General features: G+C 55.5%; 18 protein-coding genes. 13 read left to right on the forward strand and 5 right to left on the reverse strand.

The window, feature by feature from the left end; translation table 11 throughout:
* Positions 1-72 precede the first annotated feature (72 nt).
* Together ACVDG4_RS14635 and ACVDG4_RS14640 are read right to left on the reverse strand one after the other, a co-directional pair.
* Positions 73-2100: a tripartite tricarboxylate transporter permease gene (locus ACVDG4_RS14635; RefSeq protein ID WP_447235604.1), complete on the reverse strand. Its 2028-nt coding sequence runs from the start codon at positions 2098-2100 to the stop codon at positions 73-75.
* Between the two features lie 74 nt (positions 2101-2174).
* Positions 2175-3281 (reverse strand): tricarboxylate transporter, encoded by a 1107-nt coding sequence (locus ACVDG4_RS14640; RefSeq protein ID WP_447235605.1) that lies wholly within the window; start codon positions 3279-3281, stop codon positions 2175-2177.
* Between the two features lie 133 nt (positions 3282-3414).
* On the opposite strand from ACVDG4_RS14640, the gene ACVDG4_RS14645 reads away from it, so the two are divergent.
* Positions 3415-4083: a response regulator transcription factor gene (locus ACVDG4_RS14645; protein ID WP_447235606.1), complete on the forward strand. Its 669-nt coding sequence runs from the start codon at positions 3415-3417 to the stop codon at positions 4081-4083.
* On the forward strand, positions 4083-5513 hold the full coding sequence (locus ACVDG4_RS14650) for a sensor histidine kinase (protein WP_447235607.1): 1431 nt from the start codon (positions 4083-4085) through the stop codon (positions 5511-5513). Before ACVDG4_RS14645 ends, ACVDG4_RS14650 begins: the two co-directional genes overlap by 1 nt.
* On the opposite strand, the gene tcuB is transcribed toward ACVDG4_RS14650, so the two are convergent.
* Both tcuB and tcuA read right to left on the reverse strand, forming a co-directional pair.
* Positions 5476-6546: a tricarballylate utilization 4Fe-4S protein TcuB gene (gene tcuB, locus ACVDG4_RS14655; protein WP_447235608.1), complete on the reverse strand. Its 1071-nt coding sequence runs from the start codon at positions 6544-6546 to the stop codon at positions 5476-5478. The genes ACVDG4_RS14650 and tcuB overlap by 38 nt on opposite strands.
* Entirely contained in the window at positions 6536-7921 is a 1386-nt protein-coding gene (tcuA, locus tag ACVDG4_RS14660; protein ID WP_447235609.1) for an FAD-dependent tricarballylate dehydrogenase TcuA, read from the reverse strand. Before tcuA ends, tcuB begins: the two co-directional genes overlap by 11 nt.
* A gap of 79 nt (positions 7922-8000) precedes the next feature.
* Here tcuA and ACVDG4_RS14665 point away from each other — a divergent pair, with 79 nt between their 5' ends.
* The 8 genes from ACVDG4_RS14665 to ACVDG4_RS14700 all read left to right on the forward strand — a co-directional run bounded on the left by ACVDG4_RS14665 (position 8001) and on the right by ACVDG4_RS14700 (position 16781).
* Positions 8001-8924, forward strand: a complete 924-nt coding sequence (locus tag ACVDG4_RS14665; protein ID WP_447235610.1) for a LysR family transcriptional regulator — start codon at positions 8001-8003, stop codon at positions 8922-8924.
* Positions 8925-9222: 298 nt separating this feature from the next.
* Positions 9223-10254, forward strand: coding sequence for a LacI family DNA-binding transcriptional regulator (locus tag ACVDG4_RS14670; RefSeq protein ID WP_209174464.1), 1032 nt, complete (start codon positions 9223-9225; stop codon positions 10252-10254).
* A gap of 90 nt (positions 10255-10344) precedes the next feature.
* Positions 10345-11649: an ABC transporter substrate-binding protein gene (locus ACVDG4_RS14675; protein ID WP_133953215.1), complete on the forward strand. Its 1305-nt coding sequence runs from the start codon at positions 10345-10347 to the stop codon at positions 11647-11649.
* A 120-nt stretch (positions 11650-11769) separates the two neighbouring features.
* Positions 11770-12648, forward strand: coding sequence for a carbohydrate ABC transporter permease (locus tag ACVDG4_RS14680; RefSeq protein WP_447235611.1), 879 nt, complete (start codon positions 11770-11772; stop codon positions 12646-12648).
* Between the two features lie 11 nt (positions 12649-12659).
* Positions 12660-13490, forward strand: a complete 831-nt coding sequence (locus tag ACVDG4_RS14685; protein ID WP_306147431.1) for a carbohydrate ABC transporter permease — start codon at positions 12660-12662, stop codon at positions 13488-13490.
* 11 nt (positions 13491-13501) lie between these two features.
* A complete protein-coding gene (locus tag ACVDG4_RS14690; RefSeq protein ID WP_447235612.1) occupies positions 13502-14506 on the forward strand; it encodes an ABC transporter ATP-binding protein in 1005 nt (334 codons plus the stop codon).
* Positions 14503-15276, forward strand: coding sequence for an L-iditol 2-dehydrogenase (locus ACVDG4_RS14695; RefSeq protein ID WP_447235613.1), 774 nt, complete (start codon positions 14503-14505; stop codon positions 15274-15276). The genes ACVDG4_RS14690 and ACVDG4_RS14695 overlap by 4 nt, the downstream gene beginning before the upstream one ends.
* The gene (locus ACVDG4_RS14700) at positions 15264-16781 is read left to right on the forward strand and encodes a mannitol dehydrogenase family protein (RefSeq protein WP_447235614.1); all 1518 of its coding nucleotides are present in this window, start codon (positions 15264-15266) and stop codon (positions 16779-16781) included. Before ACVDG4_RS14695 ends, ACVDG4_RS14700 begins: the two co-directional genes overlap by 13 nt.
* A gap of 82 nt (positions 16782-16863) precedes the next feature.
* Here ACVDG4_RS14700 and ACVDG4_RS14705 read toward each other — a convergent pair whose 3' ends face one another.
* Positions 16864-17895, reverse strand: coding sequence for a LacI family DNA-binding transcriptional regulator (locus ACVDG4_RS14705; protein ID WP_447235615.1), 1032 nt, complete (start codon positions 17893-17895; stop codon positions 16864-16866).
* Positions 17896-18098: 203 nt separating this feature from the next.
* Here ACVDG4_RS14705 and ACVDG4_RS14710 point away from each other — a divergent pair, with 203 nt between their 5' ends.
* The 3 genes from ACVDG4_RS14710 (at position 18099) to ACVDG4_RS14720 (ending at position 21702) form a co-directional block, all read left to right on the forward strand.
* Entirely contained in the window at positions 18099-19622 is a 1524-nt protein-coding gene (locus ACVDG4_RS14710; protein ID WP_447235616.1) for a sugar ABC transporter ATP-binding protein, read from the forward strand.
* A gap of 2 nt (positions 19623-19624) precedes the next feature.
* Positions 19625-20641, forward strand: a complete 1017-nt coding sequence (locus tag ACVDG4_RS14715; protein ID WP_447235617.1) for an ABC transporter permease — start codon at positions 19625-19627, stop codon at positions 20639-20641.
* Positions 20642-20745: 104 nt separating this feature from the next.
* Positions 20746-21702 (forward strand): substrate-binding domain-containing protein, encoded by a 957-nt coding sequence (locus ACVDG4_RS14720; RefSeq protein WP_133953197.1) that lies wholly within the window; start codon positions 20746-20748, stop codon positions 21700-21702.
* Positions 21703-21749 lie beyond the last annotated feature (47 nt).

A 21749-nucleotide genomic window follows, 5' to 3' on the forward strand; every position in this document is an offset into this window, starting at 1 on the left:
GGCGCCCATAAGCGTCAGCGGATCTGGCCAATGAAGGCCTGTTCCGAAGGACGCCTTTGGTGTGGATGAAACTCATGTCAGCGGCCACGGAAGCTTCACCACGGACTGAAGCAGTCCCGGCGGGAAGTCCCGGTTCAGCAGCCAGGCCATGCCGCACATAAACGCGATTCCGCAGGCGGCGTAGCCAATCGCATAGACCCAATTTCGGCCGGCTCGGAAGCGGATAAACGCAACAAGAAACGCGCTGAGGGCAAGGATGAAACCGACCAGGGACGTAAGCAGCAAGAGCCCTGCAAACCAGGCGAGTGTCTGCCAGAGACCTCGCTGATTGCCATCTGCGTTGCCTACTTCGCCATCACAAAAGAGAGGATCGGTTTCCGGCCGGAAACGCATCTGGAAAAGCAGGATCACACAGCCGACAATGGAAACGAGGCCGACGAACTGCGGGAAGACCCGGTCAGCGGACGCATAGTCCGGTATGAGCGAGGCATTGGTGAAAGCAAAGACCAGGTAACCCAGGACCGCCAAAAGGAAGATGAGCGGTGCGCGCTTGGTTCCGTTCGGGATATCGCCCTCTGCGCGGATATTCTTTGACTGCTTGAGACCGACGACAACAGAGACGACGGTAATGATGATCAAAATGATCACAATGGGCGAGAAGATGTAGTCGATCCCCTCCGAGAACCCTTTCCGGAACCGGGAGGCCGCGATCTGGACAGCCTGGTTCGTGTAGGTTTCAGCCGGATTTGACAGAACAAACCCGATCAGAAACGCCGGGCGAGACCAGTCGAACCGCCGCATCAAGATGCCGAGAAGGCCAATGGCAAAAAGCGCCACGAGATCCATCAAGTTCTGGCCGGATTGAAACGCGGCAAACGAGATGATCATGAAAAGGAACGGCGCAAGCAATGCGAACGGGATCGTTGTGAGGCGCGCAATCACCCCGGATCCCCCAATGCAGATGATTGTTCCAACCACGTTGGCGAGTGCGAGCAGCCAGACGATCGCATAGGTGACATCAAGATTGTTCTTGAGCATCGACGGCCCGACTTCAATCTGTCCGGATCCGAGCAAAGCAACGGCCCCAATAAAAACGGCCATGGATCCAGACCCCGGAATGCCAAACAGGAGCGTCGGCACAAGGCCGCCGCCCTCTTTGGCATTGTTGGAGCTTTCCGGACCGATCACGCCCCGGATGTCACCCTTGCCGAACTTGGATTTGTCCTTCGATGTCTGCACCGTGTGGCCGTAGGCGATCCAATCCACGACAGACCCGCCAAGACCAGGAATGACGCCGACGGTCACACCGATCAACGAACACCTGATGCTGAGCCAGATGTTTGAAAACCAATCACGCACACCATGGAGCCAGCCACCACCGAGCATGGAACGTTCAGAAATTGCCCGGTCCTGGCGCAGCAAAGCGACGATTTCGGGTATCGCGAAGATGCCAAGGCCAACAATGACGAGCTTCAACCCGTCCGTCAGATACGGCATGTCGTAGGTTGCCATCCGTAATGCCCCGGCACTGTCGCCTTCGCCGATGGTGCCAACCATCAATCCGAGGCCTGCCGCAACGATGCCTTTGATTGCAACTTGCCCTGCCAGAATGCCGACCATGGACAGCCCGAACAGAGTGATCATCAGAAGTTCAGGAGTGCGGAATTCAAGAACGACGGGTCGGGCAACGAGGATGAAAACAGTCAGAAACGCAGCCCCGACCAATCCGCCGAACAACGACGAGGCGAAGGCAGCGGACAAGGCACGCGCCGCCTCCCCTTTCTTTGCAAGCGGAAATCCGTCGAGAACAGTTGCCTGCGACGCGGACGATCCAGGAATGCCCATCAACACTGACGCGAACGTATCGGACGTGGGAACCACGGCGACCATACCGATCATGAGGGCAAGCCCCAAGACCGGGTCCATCCCGAACATGAAGGGCAGCAGCAGCGACAGGCCCGCAATACCGCCAAGACCCGGGAAAACGCCAATACAGAGGCCCATGACCACCCCGAGAACCAGGTAGCCGAGAACCGCAGGTTGGAAAATCATCGCAGACGCCTGGGCGAGCGCAGGCATAGCGGTACCGAGAATGTCCACTGGATCGTCTCTGATTTTAATTTGGGAAATGAGCCCGCCCGATCACAACCGGGCGGGCATTTGGAAAAGCGCCGTTATTTCAAAGATACGCCGTAGCGATCCTGAAGCCATCCAACGACAAATTCTTTCGCGCTGGTCGGCACTTCAGTTGCACTTTTGAGAGCTGCATCCGCTTTGGCCCCTGTCATCTGCGGATACTTGCCGAGACGCCCAGCGGAGATTTCGGCGAAATCACCGCGCGCTTTGACAGCTTCAAACGCCTTGGCATAGGTGTTGATCGCGTCCTCTGATGCTCCGTTTGGCAAGAACACCATTTTCTGTGCCGGAAATCCTGCGATGAAGAACGCCTTCCAGGCATCCCACTTTTCACCACTGGTTTCACATCCATCGGTTGCCTCGCAAACTTCCTTGAAAGTCGGCATGTCCGGGAAAGTCGGATCGCGGACGATATTGCCTTCATCATCCAAGGCGCCCCAACTCATCATTGGAACAGCGGTGCCCGCCTCAACGAGGGGTGTCACGCCTTTCAGATAGGATGAAGACGTTTGGTAGTCGATGTTGGCTTCACCTCGTTCAAACATCAAACGGCCATCACCGCGGCCCTTGATACCGAAAACCGGCTCGACATTCAGACCAAGCATTTCCCACGCAAGAAGCGGAACGAGATCTAGTCGGGTAGCACCCTGCGATCCATAGATGAAGTCTGTTTCGCGCAGCGCGCTCGCATCGTTGCCGTTCATCTTTTCTGAAAGATCCGGCGGCAGGTAGGCGACGCCACCTGTGCCTGATGCGAGAACCACGTTCCAATCCTTGTATTCGTACCGGACACGCGGATCACCGAGCAGATATGGAAACTGCGTTGAGCCCGAAGACCCGAAAATCAGCGTTCCGTCACTGTCGGAATAGTCTTGTCCCTGGAACCAGTTGGCACCTTTTGTGGATCCGGCACCTGGCATGAACTTGACAACCACGGTTGGCTGTCCGGGCAGCGCTTCACTCAAAAGCGGTGCATAGAAGTTTGCCCATTTTGCAGACCCACCCGTTTCAGAAAACGGGATAACCCACTCAACGGTTTTTCCGGTGAGATCGAGACCTTCCGCAAGCACCTGAGAAGGGGCAAGGGCGCAGGTAGCAAATGCCACACTCAGCGCAAGGCGCTGTGTAAGCTTCTTCAAAACCATAATTTCCTCCCAATGGCGCAGCAGTTTTGGTTTGACTGCCGCACATTCAGGCCACTCAAAAGCAGCTTGATGCCCTCAGATTTCCCTGCGAAGCTTGCAATAAGCTTTCATCGAAAAGAAAAAGAAACAAGTGATGCGGATTGCCCTCGTCGAAGACAATGTCAGCCTTGCAAAGGGAATTGCCTATCAGCTCCGGGACGCCGGGCACTCTGTTGATGTGCTTTACCACGGCGACGATGCCGATACTTTCCTCAGGCAGGAAACGGGCGATCTCGTTATTTTGGATATCAACTTACCAGGCAAAAGCGGCTTGGATCTTCTTGCGGATCTCCGGGAACGGAGTGACCCGCGGCCGGTCATCTTGCTGACTGCCCGTTCTGAAACGCAAGATCGGGTGAAGGGTTTGGATGCAGGCGCAGACGACTACCTTGTAAAACCTTTCGAAATGGAAGAATTGGCCGCTCGGATCCGCGCACTTGGGCGCAGAAACACGGCCGTATCGCCGTCACTCGTGAACCTCGGACCTCTGAAATTCGACGCGGGCAGCATGCAGTTGTTTGACGGTGATGTTGCACTGGAGATTCCAAGACGGGAACTGTCCTTGCTCTCCGCTTTGATCCAGGCAAACGGACGAACCCTGTCAAAAGCCAGTCTGCTGGATCAGCTTTACGGAGCCGGAAGCGAAACCGATGAAAAAGTGATCGAAGTCTATGTCTCGCGGCTGAGAAAACGGCTTTCGCCGTTCGACATCAACATCCAGGTTCATCGCGGAATTGGATATTCGTTGAACAGAGCGTCTTGATGAAACGGTCCTATTCCCTACGCCTGCGACTTACCCTGATCATCCTCCTGCCTCTTTTGCTGGTCGCGGGGCTCGCCGGCGTCTGGCAGCTTAATAATGCGCGCTCAACGGCGAGCGATGTATTCGACCGCAGTCTGCAATCTGCTGCGCTTGCCGTTACCAACGACGTCGCGCTTTCCGGCGGTGATGCCTTGGTTGCCAACACGCGAAAAATCCTTTCGGATACATCCGGCGGGCGGGTTTACTATCACGTCTACGCGCCAGATGGCGTGATAGTGGCAGGCTATGCGACGCCTCCAGTTGGCATCCCGACCAGTGCAGATGGTGACCTCAGCCCGGTTTACTTCAACGGTGAGTATCTCGGCCGGGAAGTGCGCGGGTACCGAATGCGGACCCGAATGCAGGTCGATGGTTTCAGCGGAGTTTTCACGACGACGGTTTGGCAGGATGTCTCAATACGCGCCGCATTCGTCCGGGATCTGACCTTGAGGTCCCTCGCGGTCATTTCATCAATTATCCTGTCACTCGCATTGATCGTCTGGTTTGGCATTCGTATCGGTTTGTGGCCACTCAGTGATTTGCAGCAAGCCATCGACTTGAGATCAGGTGAAGATCTCAAACCGATCCGGCGCCCGGTACCGGTGGAAGTGCAAGGCATCGTGCAAACGCTAAACCGGCTGCTGGGGCAGGTTTCGGAAGCGATGGCAACGCAAAACGAATTCATCTCGAATGCCGCACATCAATTGCGCAACCCCATCGCTGGCGTGTTGGCACTTGCTGAAGCCGTAAGATCCGCCAAATCGGAAAACGCAATGCGTGAAAGGGCGGAAGACCTCGTCAACGCGGTAAAAGACACAAGTCTTCTCGCTCAAAAACTGCTCACTTACGAACGCGCAAAGGCCATTGACCAAACGTCGCTGGAAGAAGCTTTCTCGGTCAATAAGTTGCTTGACCCTCTGGTGTCTGAGTACCGGAACCGTTTCCCGCCGGACGTTGAGATCATCTGGACACCAGCTAAAGAAGACGTTCGCATTACCGGTGACCGGACAATGATCCGTGAAGCTGTGTCTAATCTCATCGACAACGCCTTCCGGCATGGAAGACCAAAGCTCGACACCATCACTGTCAGCTTTGAACGACTGGGCCCGGACCTTTCGATTACCATTGCTGACAACGGGGTGGGTCTAACGCCTGACCAGATCCGCACCGCTCGCATGCGGTTCGGGCAAGTTTCCGAAAACAGCGGTGGGAGCGGCTTGGGTCTTCCAATTGTGGAACGGGTCGCTGAACGTCACGGTGGCCGGTTGGAGCTTAAGGATCAAAACCCGGGGCTTGTGGTGCGTATGACCATCTCTGTCGGGACTTGCGCCTCTTCCAGTCAGCCCACTAACCTCACTCCGACGCAGCTTTCCGCTGCTCATCCCGAATGAGCGCAGCCAGCCGGTAAAACCCGTGGGCCATTTTTGTGTAGGGCGTCAGCAAGAAAAAGCTGAGCACCGATCCGAGGTGAATTGCAAGCATCAGCGGCATGATTTGCGTTCCGCCAAGCCAGTACAGCAGCAGACCACTGAGAGCCACCAGGAAAAGAAGAAGGACGAAGCCCATTTCCCCGCCCCAGGCTGACGACGCTCCAAGGTTCCTGTCAGCCTTCAATTTAAGTCGCGCAAGCTCCACCGTTCCGAGAACCATCAAGATACCACCTGGTACACCGAGTAATTTGGGAAGCGACCAGAGCGGGTAAGGTGCCGGCATATTAAAGACATAGTGAAGAATGGTCCCGGCCGATGTGGCTGCAAAGCAAAGAAGAAAGCCATACATCACCGCCTGATGCGCCAGTCTCCGCGCGTTGGAAAACTTGTCTTCGTCCTCGAAATTGCAGCCATCACCGTGTCCACCAGCCAGGTTTTTCATATTGGCTGCCGATCCAAACGCACCGACGATGTGAGCCAGCGTGATACGTTTTCCGGCCGTGCCTAGCCAATATCTCCGAAGACCGATCGCAATGCTGAAAAGCGGAAACAGAAATGCCGGCAAGAAGATCGCCACCATCGCATTGTGGGAAAGCACTGCATAAAACCCGTCGCCGCCGGCAGACCCAAGCGTCCGCATCGCGAGAAACAAAACCGCAAATCCCAGAACAGTGGCGACAGCGATCATCACACCGTTTTTTTGAAAGATTTGCGCCAGTGGACCAGGCCAGGCAAAGCTCTCCCAACTGTCCTGACGAACTTCGGCCAAGGCCCTTGGAAGATTAAGATCGAACTCGTGCGGCGCAGTGTACTGACAGGCATAGTAGCAGCCCCGGCAATTGTGACAGAGGTTTGAAAGCTGCGTGAGATTACCGTCGGTAAAAAACCGCTCTTGATGGAGCGCGGGAAAGACGGAGCAATACCCCTCGCAGTATCGGCATGCATTGCAGATTTCCGCTTGGCGGCGTGCTTCCTGGAGAAGATCAGTTTGCATAGTTTGCTGCCTCCCTTCCGGCAATGCGTCCGAAGACCGTCCCAATGGTCATGCCGAAACCGGCGAGGTACCCCTGCCCCAGGATGGAGCCGGCCATGGTTTCACCGGCTGCCCAAAGATTTGCGATAGGGCCGTCTTGTGTGCTGCATTGCGCGTTCTCGTCGACCTTGAGGCCGAGATAGGTGAAGGTCACACCGGTCTTGAGGCTGTATCCATAATAAGGGGGCTCATCGATCGGCCGGGCCCAATTCGTTTTCGGCAGGTTGATGCCGGTGGTCTTTACCCCGTCCAATTCAGTCGGATGAAACTTCGACGTGTCTCCGCATGCCGCATTGAAAGTCTCAACCGTGTCTTTCAGCTGCACAGGTGGCAGGCCCATCTTTTCGGCCAGCTCTTCAAGGGTATCGGCCTTGATTGGCGGAAAGACGGACGGCATGAACAAGTCCAAAGACTTGGAATCGATGATCACATAGCCCACCTGGTCCGGCTGATTGGCGACCAGTCGTCCCCAAATCGCATAACGTTTCGGCCAGACATCTTCGCCCTCGTCATAAAACCGCTCAGCATTCTTGTTGACCACGATGGAAAACGGAACACAGTCCAGACGCGTTACGATACCGCCGTCAAATTTTGGCGCCCGCCCGTCGATTGCCACGGCATGACACTGGGTCGGATCACCAACTGATTGAACGCCCTGGTCCAGCAAATCCGCAAGAACGACACCCCGGTTATAGGGCGTGCCCCGGATCAGGAAATTCTTCGCAGGCGGCCCCCAAGCACGCGTGAGCCAATCCGTGTCTGCCTGGAATCCACCAGATGCGACAACGATAGCCTTAGGGGCGATCCGCTTGCTCTCTCCCTCATGCTCATAGTCCAGATGAGCAATCCGGTTTCCGTCCAATTCAAGATGCGTGACATTGGCCTCGTAAAGAACTTCAACGCCGAGTTTTTCGGCGGTCCGGTAGTAGGCATTCACCAGTGACTTGCCGCCCCCCAGAAAAAACGCGTTGGTGCGTGCAAGCGACAAGGTACCTGACAAAGAGGGCTGAAACCGAACGCCGTGCTCTTCCATCCAAGGCAGGCACTCTTCCGAAGTTCGGATGGCTAGCCGAGCAAGATGCTCATCTGTTTTTCCGTCGGTCACCTTTAGAAGGTCTTCAAAATACTCTTCTTCCAAATAGTCTTCGACAAGCGGGCCAAGCGGGCCTGAATGCATGCAACGGAAGTTGCGCGTGTGCCGGGAATTGCCGCCTCGATAAGCCTTTGGCGCAGTCTCGAATATGACGACGCGCTCGCCCAGTTCAGCGGCTGTGATTGCGGCGCACAAAGCAGCGTTCCCCCCGCCAATTACAGCCAGATCATAGCCATGCTTCATGTCAGATACCCTTTCCCGACTAGAGTAGGACAGCAGACATTGATTTGACTAATGATGATAGATTCATGATTATTGCGAAATGCGCATCAATTACGATTTTACTGATCTGGAAGCTTTTTTGGCAGTGATGGAAACCGCGTCTTTTCATCATTCCGCTGAGCGTTTGAACCTGTCGCAGTCAGCGATCACCCGTCGTATTCAAAAGCTGGAAGAGGTTCTCGGCTCCCCCTTGTTCGAGCGAACCACGCGGCTTGTGAAACCGACTCTCGCGGCCAAACGCCTTTTTCCACGCGCCGAAGCGATATTGGATGGTGCCGAGGAAGCAACACGTGCAATGCGGGATGAGAGTGTCGCCTTCTCTCATCAACGAAATGCTGTGGTAACGCTGGCAATGATCCCGACATTGATTGTTCCCCTTCTTCTTCCTGCACTGCGGCTGGTTCAGGCAAAAGGTCTCGATCCACGTGTTCGGGTTTTGGATTATGCCGCAAATCAAGTTGCAGAAGCCGTCGCGCAGGGTGACGCCGAATTTGGCGTGTGTTCAGCGGGCGTGGCAGAACCCAACACGCTTTTTGAACCCCTTTTCGAAGACGAGATTGCCGTTGCAATACCTCCCGATCACAGATTTGCAGCCCGTGAGCATGTCTTGTGGTCAGATCTGCATCGTGAACCGCTAATTCTACCGGCCCGCGGAACAGGCAACCGACTCTTGATCGACGATGCAATGGCAGAAAACAGGTTTTCTGCCGCTTGGACGTATGAAGTTGGCCGAACAACCACTGCTATGGAGCTCGCACGCGAGGGTCTCGGATTGGCGCTGTTGCCGCGTACCGGGATGTATTCAGGAATAGGAAAACAACTTGATTTCAAAAACCTTCGCAGCCCGACCGTTAAGCGCCCAGTTGGTCTATTGTCACGGTTATCAGGCTCCGACAGCCCAACTGTTGCTGAACTGAAAACAGCCCTAAACAGCTGTGCAGCTGATCTAAGACGGCGACCTTAGGCGGGCCAGAAACCTATTCGCTGGTATTCAAACGTAGCTGCGTTCCTCCAAACGAACATGAACAATCATCCAGCCTGCCCCCTTGAATAGTTCTTACTTAATGATGCTTTCAGAACCGGGATTGCATCGTTGATCAAGGCAGCGAACTCATTTCCAGACGTACTGTTGTCATTCGCTTGACCAATTTCAGCTACGCAAACTAATGTAATGTCAAAAATTGTCGCGCGGAAACAAATGCAGATGTCCTTTTCCGAAAACCAGCGGCTCATAATGTGGATGGACTGGAAAGGCAGAACAAGTGGTCGAGCGGAAGCTGAAGAACATGGAGGAGTTTGCAGCTGTTAGCGGCATCTCCAGGCCAACGCTCTCAAAGTATTTCAACAATCCCGAGAGCGTCCGCCAAACGACACGGTTGCGCATCGAAGACGCCCTGCAAAAATACGATTTCAGGCCAAACATTTTCGCGATGAACCAGAACCGCAAGCTGACCAAGAATGTCGGCATTGTGGTCCCTTTCCTTGCCGACCCGTTCTTCACGGAAATAGCAAGGAAGTTGGAGCAACGCTGTCTAGAGGCCGGGTTTCACCCAACCCTTTATAGTGCCCACGGCCAACAGCAGCTTGAGAATGAAATCCTTGATAGCCTTCGGTCTTTGAAACCGGCCGGGGTCCTGCTCGCACCGCTCGGCCGGGCGTCAGACAAACTGTCCGTTGAAAAATTCTGCCAGGATGTTCCGACAGTTCTGTTTGACAGCAACATTGAAGGCATCGGAGAAGCCTTTGTGGGATCTGACAATTTCAGCTTTGTCTCCCAGACTGTCGACTATCTTACCCGAACGGGTGAGCCACCGAGTTTCTTTGAAATGCGCACACCAGCCAACCCGAACGCCAACAAACGGCGGGCGGCATATGAGCAGTTGATGGCCGAGCGCAATCTCGAACCGCGCATTCTGAAGATCGAGGGTGAGGGCTGGGCGTTCGAACAAATTGGGCGGGACGGTGCGCTTCGCATTTTGGAAACCGGCGGGTTTCCGACCAACACCGTATTGTGCAGCAACGATCGCCTGGCGATCGGCCTGCTATCCGCCTGTTATGAGAAAGGCTTGCGGGTCGGGCGCGGCGCTGGCTGCGCCTTAAGGGTCGCCTCTCATGACGACCACCCATTTTCAAAGTTCACCTGCCCGTCTTTGACAACGGCTGCCCATGATTATGACAGCGTTTCGGACCACGCCTTTAAGACCCTCAACAATCTCATAGAAGCGGGCGGGCGATTTGCACGCCGTGAAGAAACCGTCTTCTCAGCGCGCCTGGTCTTACGCAGTTCTGCGTAGCAAAAATTTTACGCGCGTAAATTTTTTATTGACTCGCCGTTACGGTAGCGCTTAGGGTTGGCCCAACATCCAGCCAAGGGAGGAGATCGGATGTACATAAAGAACGCACTTTGTGCGACGACTGCGCTTGTCGTGTTGACCGCAGCGGCAGCGCAAGCAGAAACACTCACCATCGCTACTGTGAACAACGGTGATATGATCCGCATGCAGGGTTACACCGACGATTTCACTGCAAAGACTGGTCATACCGTCGAGTGGGTCACTTTGGAGGAAAACGTACTGCGTCAGCGCGTGACCACCGACATTTCAACGAAGGGCGGCGCTTTCGACATCATGACCATTGGCATGTACGAAACGCCAATCTGGGGTGCCAACGGCTGGCTCGTTCCACTTGACGATCTCTCCGAAGAATATGATGCCGCTGACATCCTGCCCGCTATGGCTGGTGGTCTGAGCCACGACGGAACGCTTTATGCCGCTCCGTTTTATGGCGAAAGCTCCATGATTATGTACCGTACAGACCTCATGGCAAAAGCCGGTCTGGAAATGCCAGACGCGCCGACTTGGGATTTCGTCAGAGAAGCAGCGGCGGCTATGACTGACCGTGACAACGAAATCAACGGCATCTGCCTTCGCGGCAAGGCTGGTTGGGGTGAAGGCGGCGCATTCATCACAGCGATGTCGAACTCGTTCGGTGCACGTTGGTTCGACATGGACTGGAACGCTCAGTTCGATACCGAACAATGGGCCAATACGCTGAACTTTTACAAAGACATGATGGATGCCTCCGGCCCTCCGGGCTATGCGACCAACGGCTTTAATGAAAACCTGTCGCTCTTCCAGCAGGGCAAATGCGGCATGTGGATTGATGCCACGGTGGCAGCATCCTTTGTAACAAATCCAAACGACTCGACCGTGGCCGACTCTGTCGGCTTCGCTTTGGCCCCTGATACAGGGCTTGGCAAACGTTCGAACTGGCTGTGGGCCTGGGCGCTGGCAATTCCTGCCGGGACTCAAAAGGAAGCAGCTGCAAAAGAGTTCATCGAATGGGCTACGTCCAAATCCTACATCGAACTCGTAGCTGCCAAAGAAGGTTGGGCCAACGTTCCTCCAGGTGCACGGACGTCTCTGTACGAGACCCCAGAGTATCAGGCCGTACCGTTCGCCAAGATGACCTTGGATTCAATCCTGTCAGCTGATCCGAACAACTCGACCGTCGAACCGAGCCCATACGTTGGCATCCAGTTCGCTGCTATTCCGGAGTTTGCCGGTATCGCAACTGAAGTGAGCCAGGAGTTCTCGGCTGCCTATGCAGGTCAACAGACCGTCGAAGAGGCATTGGCCAAAGCTCAAGCTCTGACCAACGATGCAATGGAAGCCGCCGGCTACCGATAAGCTCGCGGTAACTTCCAGTACCGGAGGGCGGGTTCGCCCGTCCTTCGGCCTCCTTCTGCCATTTCATTTTAAAGATATATTTTGAGACGGACCAGCGTCCGTCAACAGAGGAGATGTGTCATGGCCACTCAGCAATCACGTTCTGCCGCCCGGATGATGATGGCACCTGCAGTCGTTCTGCTCTTGGGCTGGATGCTGATCCCGTTGTGCATGACGCTGTTCTTTTCCTTCAAGAAATACCTGCCGCTGCGCGGCGACTCCATGGCCAACGGGTTGGAGTGGGTCGGATTTACCAACTATATCAGGTTCGTGAGTTCAAGCTCGTTTTGGCCCAGCATTCAGACCACGCTGATCATTGTCGGAGGCGTTCTGGTCATCACAATTGCCTTGGGAATTGCATTGGCGATCTTGCTCGATCAGCCAATGTGGGGTCAGGGCGTTGTCCGAATTCTGGTTATTGCGCCCTTCTTTGTGATGCCGACCGTATCCGCGCTGGTCTGGAAAAACATGTTCATGGATCCGGTCAACGGCATCCTGGCACATCTCTGGAAGTTTTTTGGCGCCGAACCGATACAATGGTTGAGCCAGGCGTCCCTGCCATCGCTGATCATGATCGTCTCCTGGCAGTGGCTGCCATTCGCGACGCTGATCTTGCTGACTGCTATTCAGTCTCTCGATAGTGAGCAGCTAGAGGCCGCTGAAATGGACGGCGCCCCAGTCCACAAACGCTTCTTTTTCATCGTTCTTCCGCATCTGGCGCGGGCGATCACCATCGTGACCTTGATCCAGACCATCTTTTTGCTGGCGATTTTCGCGGAAATCTTTGTCACCACCGGCGGTGCCTTTGGCACCAAGACATTGTCTTACCTGATCTTCCAGCGGGTGCTGGAAAGCCAGAACGTAGGTCTCGGCTCTGCAGGTGGTGTCTACGCCATTATCCTCGCCAATATCGTTGCGATCTTCCTGATGCGCATCGTCGGCAAAAACCTTGACGCGTGAGGAGTAATCAAATGGCCCGCGCAGTTACAACAAACCGGAAAATGATCAACACAGCCGTCGCCTGGTTGATAGGTATGCTGATTTTCTTTCCGATCCTCTGGACGATCCTCACCAGCTTCAAAACCGAAGCGCAAGCAATCGCCGATCCGCCGATATTTTTGTTCTTTGATTGGACCCTAGAGAACTATTCGGTGGTACAGGAGCGCTCGAACTACATGCGTTTCCTTTGGAACTCCATATTCCTGGCTGGCGGCTCCACGATTTTGGGACTTATCATTGCAGTTCCGGCTGCTTGGTCGATGGCCTTCGTGCCTTCAAAACGCACAAAGGACATCCTGCTGTGGATGCTGTCCACCAAGATGTTGCCGGCAGTTGGCGTGCTCTACCCGATCTACCTGCTCTTCATCCAGTTGGGCCTTCTTGACAGCCGCATCGGACTGACAATCGTCCTGATGCTGATCAACCTGCCGATCATAGTCTGGATGCTCTACACGTACTTCAAGGAAATCCCTGGCGAGATCCTGGAAGCCGCCCGGATGGATGGCGCGGGCCTGAAGGAAGAACTCCTTTACATTCTCACCCCCATGGCCATACCGGGCATTGCGTCGACCATGTTGTTGAACTTCATCCTGGCCTGGAACGAAGCCTTCTGGACGCTCAACCTGACGGCCGTCAATGCGGCACCGTTGACGGCGTTTATCGCGAGCTATTCGAGCCCCGAGGGTCTGTTTTTCGCCAAACTCAGTGCGGCCTCGACCATGGCGATTGCCCCCATCCTGATCCTTGGCTGGTTCAGTCAAAAACAACTCGTTCGCGGCCTGACATTCGGCGCGGTTAAGTAGGGAACACTGTCATGGGACAAATCACACTCAAGCAGGTGACCAAGAGGTTCGGCAACGTCGAAGTCATTCCCTCGCTCGATCTCGAAATCGGGGACGGAGAATTCACGGTCTTTGTCGGCCCATCCGGATGCGGCAAATCAACATTGCTCCGGCTGATTGCCGGTCTGGAAGACATCACCTCCGGACAGATCCTGATCGACGGGCAGGACGCGACCAGCGTCCCACCGGCCAAACGGGGTCTGGCGATGGTCTTCCAATCCTATGCGCTTTATCCGCATATGTCGGTCCGCAAGAACATTGCGTTTCCCCTGCGCATGGCAAAGCTCGACAAGGCCGAACAAGACCGCAGGGTCGAACAGGCCGCCGCTGTCCTGAACCTCACCGATTATCTCGACCGGCGCCCCGGCCAACTCTCCGGCGGGCAGCGCCAGCGCGTTGCAATCGGCCGGGCAATTGTCCGCGAACCATCCGCTTTCCTCTTTGACGAACCCTTGTCGAACCTTGATGCGGCTCTGCGGGTTGGCATGCGGCTGGAAATATCTGAACTGCACGAACGTCTGAAGACAACGATGATTTACGTGACTCACGATCAGGTGGAAGCCATGACCATGGCGGACAAAATCGTTGTTTTGCGCGCCGGGAACATCGAACAGGTCGGGTCTCCACTTGAGCTTTACAAAAACCCGCGCAACCAATTTGTAGCCGGGTTCATCGGCTCACCAAAAATGAACTTCATTGAAGGCGAAGAGGCCGCCAAGCACGGTGCCCACACCATTGGCATTCGGCCGGAACATATTTCGGTTTCCGAGACTGAAGGCTTGTGGTCCGGCGTTGTGAGCGTCTCCGAACACCTGGGTTCCGATACCTTCTTTCATGTTCACAACACCGGACTGGCAGACAGCATAACGGTGCGGGCCGATGGAGAAGTCGGATTCCGTCATGGAGACCGGATCCATATGACCCCACGCGACGATGTCATCCACAAGTTCGATGCCAACGGGTTGAGGCTTTCATGAAACGGCTGGACGGTAAAACCGCTCTGATCACGGGCGCAGCCCGTGGAATCGGCCTCGCCTTTGCAAAGGCCTACGTTGCTGAAGGCGCGAAGGTGGCCATTGCGGACATTGACAGCGCCCGAGCCCATCAGGCGGCAGCCGACCTGGGACCGGCAGCCATCGCCGTAGAAATGGATGTTACCCGGCAGGAAAGCATCGTTACGGCCGTCAGAGAGACAGTGTCGCAACTCGGCCAAATTGATATCCTGATCAACAACGCAGCGATTTTCTCAGCGGCGCCCGTCGTCGAGATTGATCGCGCTGACTACGCGAGGGTTTTTGACATCAATGTCGCCGGAACCCTGTTCACCCTACAGGCGGTGGCCAGGCATATGATTGAGCGCGGCGGCGGTGGCAAGATCATCAATATGGCGAGCCAGGCAGGCCGCCGCGGCGAGCCGCTGGTCGCAGTTTACTGTGCGAGCAAAGCCGCCATCATCAGCCTAACCCAATCCGCGGCCCTCAATCTGATCGAGCATGGCATCAATGTGAACGCGATCGCGCCGGGTGTTGTCGACGGCGAGCACTGGGATGGCGTCGATGCGTTCTTTGCCAAATATGAAAACAAGGCGCCCGGTCAAAAGAAAAGGGAAGTCGGCGAGGCTGTCCCCTTTGGCCGGATGGGAACGGCAGAAGACCTCACGGGCATGGCCGTGTTTCTCGCAAGTGAAGACGCCAATTACATCCTTGCACAGACTTACAATGTGGATGGCGGGCAATGGATGAGCTGATCCCTCTTTCAGATGCGACGTTGACCGCGATTTCGTCCGGGGTCACCAAGCCAGGATATGATCGCTCTGCCCTAAGACCCGGAATTGTCCATATCGGTGTCGGCAATTTCCATCGGGCTCACCAGGCTTGGTATCTGCATCGCTTGATGCAGGAAGGGCACGCCCACGACTGGGCAATCATCGGTGCAGGCGTTCGGCCGTATGATGCGGCCATGCGGGACAAGCTCATTGCCCAAGATTGCCTGACGACGCTGGTTGAACTGAACCCTTCGAAAACGTCTGCAGAAATCGTTGGATCCATGATCGACTACCTGCCAATTACCGCAGACAACACCCCCCTCATTCAGCAAATGGCTGACCCTGCCATACGCATCGTTGCCTTAACGGTCACCGAAGGCGGTTACTACACCGATCCGGTCACGAAGGAATTCGATGCCCGGCACGCGGACATCCAATACGATGCGCAGCATCCGGAAACGCCAAAAACCGCATTTGGCGCTTTGGTCGCAGCTTTAAAGCGCCGGCGCGATCAGGGACACGGCCCTTTTACCGGACTGAGTTGCGACAATCTCTTGGCCAATGGCCAGATCCTGCGTCAGACCGTCCTCGGCCTCGCCCGTCTTTCGGATCCGGATCTGGCGGACTGGATTGATGGGAACTGCACCTTTCCAAACTCCATGGTCGATTGCATTGTTCCAGCGACCGGCCCGCGGGAAATCGCGCTTGCCCGCAAGTTCGGCCTGGATGACCAAGCACCCGTCTCTCACGAAACCTTCCGCCAGTGGGTTTTGGAAGACAGGTTTTGCGCGGACCGTCCCGATTGGGAGAAGGTCGGGGCAACCTTCACCGACAATGTCCACGGTTACGAGATGATGAAGTTGCGGCTGCTGAATGCTGGGCATCAGGTCATTGCAAACGCCGGAGAGATCCTGTCCCTGAGCACCATAGCAGACTGCATGGCGCATCCTCTGATTTCAGAACTGTTCTCAAAAGTCCTGAAAAACGAAATTGTTCCGCATGTTTCTGCGGTTCCGAACACGACACCGGCCCAATATGTCGACCTTATTCGGAGCCGTTTCTCAAACCCGGCCGTTTTGGACACCACGCGGCGCGTTGCCTTTGACGGGTCTTCCCGGCACACAGGCTTTGTGTTGCCGGCGATACGAGATGGTCTTGAGAACGGCACGCCAATCGAGGGATTGGCCCTCGTGGAAGCCCTTTGGGCCAGAATGTGCGAAGGATCGAGAGAAGATGGGTCGCGGATAGAGCCCAACGACCCCTATTGGTCACAGCGGACGGGCGCGGCGCAAAACGCGCGCCTAAGATCGCTCGCCTGGCTGGAACAGTCCGACGTCTATGGCGACATGGCCGCAAACGAACGGTTTGCCGATGCATTCGAACACTGGCTTGGGCGCATTTGGTCAGACGGTTGCGAGACCGCACTGCGGGAGTATCTGCAAATATCCCAGGCCGCGACCGCAAGGACTGCTAGCAACCCTGGCTAAATCCAGGCATCCATCTGAAACGGTTAAGATCAGGCACGACTCTTTGGTTCGAAGGGGCAACCGGTTCTGTCCCGACAAAAATTCAACGGTCCTTTCGAACGCCCGCGCAGCTTTCCCGAACGATGAGATCGCCGTGAAGGAGATGTGTCTGAACTGAGAGGGTGCGATTGGCCAATCGATCTAGCAAGAGGGACATTGCCATCTCGCCAATGTGTTGGCGGGGTTGGCGTATGGTCGTGAGACCCGGCGTGAAGTTGTTGGCGAAAGGAATATCGTCGAACCCCAGAACAGAAAAGTCCTCCGGGACGCGGTATCCGCGCATCTGCAATGCTGAAATCACACCGATGGCCGTGTTGTCGTTGAAACAGAAAAACGCCGTCGGAAGGTCATCCTTGATGAACAAGCGCTCGACAGCTGCCCGGCCACTTTCCGCTGACCCGTCCCCTTCCAGGCGCCAATCTCGTAAAGAAACAGCAGATTCCCTCAAGCCCTTCTGATAACCGGAATGCCTGAGATCGCTGCGCACATCGGCAGGACCGCCGGAAATGAAAACAATTCTCCGGTGACCAAGAGAAATCAGGTATTCGGTCGCCATCTTTGCACTGGCGACATCATCAACACCGACATAACTGACATCGCCCCGGTCAACAGGCCGTTCAGTCGCGACAATAGGCGGAAGAGCTGTCAGAGGTGTTTGCGGTTCACCAGCAACGGGAATGTGTCCCGTCAACAGAATGAGACCGTCCGCCATGCCTGTTGACAAGAAGCGCAGATAATTCTGCTCAAGACCCGTTGTTCCTTCGGTGTTACCGATCAGGACTCCGTACCCCCTGTCATTCGCTGCCTTTTCCAAGCCTGTCAGAATGCCGGCGAAGTTTGGATCGGCAATCGCAGAAGCCAGCACCAACACCATCTGAGAGCGCTGCATCCGGAGGTTCTGGGCCATCGCGTTTGCGGTGTATCCGGTTCTTGCAATGGCCGCCGTTACTTTTTTCCGGGTACTCTCGGCAACCTTTTCCGGGGACCGGAGTGCGCGGCTGACTGTCGCGATAGACACGCCCGCAAGCTTTGCGACGTCTTCAATGGTCGCCGGCCGGCTGCCCGGATCATCCATTATTTTACCCCGGTTTTGTTGCGGTGCGGCGCTTCATTAACCTCATGAAATTCCACACCTCTCTACGCTGTATAGGTTCTTCCATGCCCTTTGAAAAGGTTTACAATCCACAATGTAAAGGTTTACATCACAACTGAAAACGTTTACATAACCTCATGACAGCGAGGCAAAAAAGAACGCTGCTGTCTGGGAGGAACTCTGAGATGCAACACCATTCGCCCCCGATGGAGGCGGTGATTGAGGCCGTCAACATCAGCAAATCCTTTGGGCCGGTGCCAGTGTTGTTCAGCGTCAGCATGGACATCCGGGCGGGCGAGGTTCATGCGCTGATCGGCGAGAATGGCGCGGGCAAGTCAACCTTGATGAAGATCCTGTCCGGCTTCCACGACCCGACAACCGGTCACATCAAGCTCGACGGGACGACGACCGAACTCCCTCCCAATGGCGCTGCAGAAAAACTTGGCATCGTTCTGATCCACCAGGAACTCAATCTTGCAGAACAGATGACGGTCGAAGAGAACGTCTTTCTCGGTCGGGAATTGAAATCAAATGGATTTCTGGACCGGGCGGGCATGAGATCTCTTGTCCAAAAGTACCTGGATGATGTCGGTCTCGACATCTCCCCTTCTGACCGAATTTCAGATCTCACAATTGCACAAAAGCAAATGGTTGAAATCGTCAAAGCTGTCAGCAGAAATGCACGCATCCTCATTATGGACGAGCCGACAGCCGTTCTGACGGAAGAGGAAACGGAAATCTTCTTCCGGCAAGTTCAGAAGTTGAAACAAACTGGCGTAGGCATTGTGTTCGTGTCGCACAAGCTGAACGAAGTAAAAGCGATTGCGGACCGGGTGACCGTCCTGCGCGATGGCCAATGGATCGACACGCGCCTGACGAACGAACTAACCCCAGATGCCATGGCGCAGATGATGGTCGGCCGGGAACTATCTGACCTTTATCCGCCGATGTACGAAGCGGATGTAGACGCAGACCTGGTCCTGGAGGTTCATAACCTTTCAACGCCCGGCGCACACAATGTCAGCTTCAACCTGCGCAAGGGTGAAATCCTGGGGTTTTCGGGACTGATCGGGTCAGGCCGAACAGCGGTCTTTGAGGCCATTTGTGGATTGGCGCCTGTCGAGGGCGGCCGGATCCGGCTCTTTGGAACCGAAGTAAGCGCCCTGTCCGTTGCCGCAGCAAGAGACGCAGGGCTTGCCTACCTGACGAAGGACCGGAAGGAGAAAGGCTTGCTTCTGGACAAGCAGATGCAGCCCAACCTGACCCTGTTTGCCTTGCCGAAATTCATCAAAAACTTCACGCTCGACAGCACCGCTGAAGCCAATGCGCTTGAGCGCGCTATCAGGCGCTTCGATGTCCGGGCACGGGATCAGGACATCGTTGTCGGAAAGCTCTCCGGCGGCAATCAGCAGAAATTGCTACTCGCGAAAATCATGGAATGCGATCCGAAGATTGTTGTCATAGATGAACCCACCCGCGGGATCGATGTCGGCACCAAACAACAGATTTATCATTTCATCGCTGCGCTGGCAGCCGAGGGCGTTTCGGTCGTGGTGATCTCCTCGGAGATGCCGGAGATCATCGGAATTTGCCACCGTGTTGTGGTCATGCGGGAAGGCCAGATCACCGGAGTACTGACCGGAGATCACATCAACGAAAACGAAATCATGCGCTATGCCGCCGGGCTGAAACGGGAGGAACTCCATTGACCATGACGAGCGTATCGGAAAACAACGCGGAGAAGGCATCCAAGCGCATTGCGATTGACTTCAAGACGCTTGGACCTGCTTTGGCTCTGCTCCTGCTGTGTGTGATTGGCTTCCTTCTGAACCCCGCCTTCGTGAGTGAAGGCAACCTGACCAACTTGCTGACGCGGTCAGCATTTATCGGCATCATTGCCGTGGGCGCGACCTTCGTCATCACCGCTGGCGGGATCGACTTGTCAGTGGGCTCAATGGCAGCGGCCATTTCCGGCGTGATGATCATTGTCATGAACAATGCCGTTGAAACGCTCGGGACCGGTGTGCCAACCGTCCTGTTTGGGTGTGGCTTGGCGATCCTGCTCGGCATCGGCGCAGGCTGGATCAACGGTGCGCTGACCACCAAGGGGAAGATCGAGGCGTTTATCGTGACGCTGGGCACCATGGGGATCTACCGGTCTTTGGTGACCTATTTCGCGGACGGCGGCACCCTGTCGCTCAACTTCGACATTCGGGGCACATACCGGCCGGTCTACTATGACAGTTTTCTGGGACTGCCGATCCCGGTCTGGGTCTTCATTGCGGTCGCAATCTGTGGCTGGCTGCTCTTGAACCGGACAGCGTTCGGACGCTACTGCACGGCTATCGGATCAAATGAAGCCGTCGCCAAGTACTCGGCAATCAATGTCGATCGGGTAAAAACGCTGACATATATCATCCAAGGTCTGTGTGTGTCCTTTGCGACCATCATTTATGTCCCCCGCCTTGGTTCTGCCTCAGCATCGACAGGCGTGTTATGGGAGCTGGAAGCCATCGCGGCGGTGATTATTGGCGGAACGGTCCTGAAGGGCGGCTACGGGCGGATTGGCGGCACGATCCTGGGCGCACTAATTCTGACCACCATCGGCAACATTTTGAACTTCACGGACATGATCTCAAACTACCTGAATGGAACCATGCAGGGGTTGATCATCATCGTTGCTGTGCTGCTGCAGCGCAGCGACTGGAAACTCAAAAAGAACGGCTGAGCACGGCCCATTAGATCCACGGAATAGGGACCCGTCCCCAATTTGAACCGGCTCGCACCGGACGGGAGAGGTGCGCCTTGAGGAAAGCATCGGAGGAGGAAACAATGCTAGGAAGAAAAACACTGGGTGCGATGGCACTGACGGGGCTGATCGCCCTCAGCGGAACGGCAGTCGCAGAAGAAAAGATCAAGATCGGTGTCAGCTACCCAACGCCGACACACGCCTGGGCCGCAGGGATGAACTGGCACGCGGAGCAAGCCGAAAAACGTCTGGAGGCTCTTTATCCGGACGTGGACCTGATCCTCGTGAACTCTCCGGATCCAGGCGCTCAGGCAAGTGCGCTGGAAGATCTCGTATCGGTCCATCAGATCGATGCACTCGTCGTTCTACCGTTTGAGTCCGAACCGCTCACCGATCCGGTCCTGAACGTCAAGAAATCCGGAGCCTGGATCACTGTTGTCGATCGTGGCCTCAGCCAACCGGGTATTGAAGACCTCTATGTTGCTGGCAACAACCCTGAGCTTGGCCGCGTGTCGGCCCAGTACATGAAGGGCCGCCTCAAGGACGGCGACAACATCGTTGTCTTGCGCGGAATTCCAACCGTGATCGACAACGAACGCTTTGATGCGTTCATGGCGGAAATCGAGGGCTCGGGTATCAACGTTCTGGATCACAAGCATGCCAACTGGAACCGTGACGACGGTTTTGAAGTCATGCAGGATTTCCTGTCCCGCTTCCCAGACATTGATGCGGTGTGGGCACAAGACGATGATATCGCGATCGGCGTGGTCGCTGCATTGAAACAGGCCGGCCGTGATGGCAACGGCATGTTCGTTGTCGGAGGTGCTGGCATGAAGGAAATCATCAAAGGCATCATGGATGGCGATGAGCTGATCCCTGTGAACGTCCTCTACCCGCCGGCAATGATTGCAACCGCGATGGATGCAACAGTCAACGCCTTCAAATCGAACGGCCCTGTGGCCGGAAGGTACATTCTCGGGGCGACACTGATCACCCGTGAAAACGCAGAAAGCTACTACTTCCCTGAGTCGCCTTTCTAAGACGTCGCTTCGTGTGGGCCGGGTTCAGTCACGTATCCCGGCCCTCA

The sequence above is a fragment of the Roseibium sp. MB-4 genome (assembly GCF_053005265.1).

Coding starts and splice junctions, on each gene's coding strand:
- ACVDG4_RS14640 (WP_447235605.1), bottom strand. CDS start 3,281: ATGGTTTTGAAGAAGCTTACACAGCGCCTTGCGCTGAGTGTGGCATTT.
- ACVDG4_RS14645 (WP_447235606.1), top strand. CDS start 3,415: ATGCGGATTGCCCTCGTCGAAGACAATGTCAGCCTTGCAAAGGGAATT.
- ACVDG4_RS14650 (WP_447235607.1), top strand. CDS start 4,083: ATGAAACGGTCCTATTCCCTACGCCTGCGACTTACCCTGATCATCCTC.
- tcuB (WP_447235608.1), bottom strand. CDS start 6,546: ATGCAAACTGATCTTCTCCAGGAAGCACGCCGCCAAGCGGAAATCTGC.
- tcuA (WP_447235609.1), bottom strand. CDS start 7,921: ATGAAGCATGGCTATGATCTGGCTGTAATTGGCGGGGGGAACGCTGCT.
- ACVDG4_RS14665 (WP_447235610.1), top strand. CDS start 8,001: ATGCGCATCAATTACGATTTTACTGATCTGGAAGCTTTTTTGGCAGTG.
- ACVDG4_RS14675 (WP_133953215.1), top strand. CDS start 10,345: ATGTACATAAAGAACGCACTTTGTGCGACGACTGCGCTTGTCGTGTTG.
- ACVDG4_RS14680 (WP_447235611.1), top strand. CDS start 11,770: ATGGCCACTCAGCAATCACGTTCTGCCGCCCGGATGATGATGGCACCT.
- ACVDG4_RS14685 (WP_306147431.1), top strand. CDS start 12,660: ATGGCCCGCGCAGTTACAACAAACCGGAAAATGATCAACACAGCCGTC.
- ACVDG4_RS14690 (WP_447235612.1), top strand. CDS start 13,502: ATGGGACAAATCACACTCAAGCAGGTGACCAAGAGGTTCGGCAACGTC.
- ACVDG4_RS14695 (WP_447235613.1), top strand. CDS start 14,503: ATGAAACGGCTGGACGGTAAAACCGCTCTGATCACGGGCGCAGCCCGT.
- ACVDG4_RS14700 (WP_447235614.1), top strand. CDS start 15,264: ATGGATGAGCTGATCCCTCTTTCAGATGCGACGTTGACCGCGATTTCG.
- ACVDG4_RS14705 (WP_447235615.1), bottom strand. CDS start 17,895: ATGGATGATCCGGGCAGCCGGCCGGCGACCATTGAAGACGTCGCAAAG.
- ACVDG4_RS14710 (WP_447235616.1), top strand. CDS start 18,099: ATGCAACACCATTCGCCCCCGATGGAGGCGGTGATTGAGGCCGTCAAC.
- ACVDG4_RS14715 (WP_447235617.1), top strand. CDS start 19,625: ATGACGAGCGTATCGGAAAACAACGCGGAGAAGGCATCCAAGCGCATT.
- ACVDG4_RS14720 (WP_133953197.1), top strand. CDS start 20,746: ATGCTAGGAAGAAAAACACTGGGTGCGATGGCACTGACGGGGCTGATC.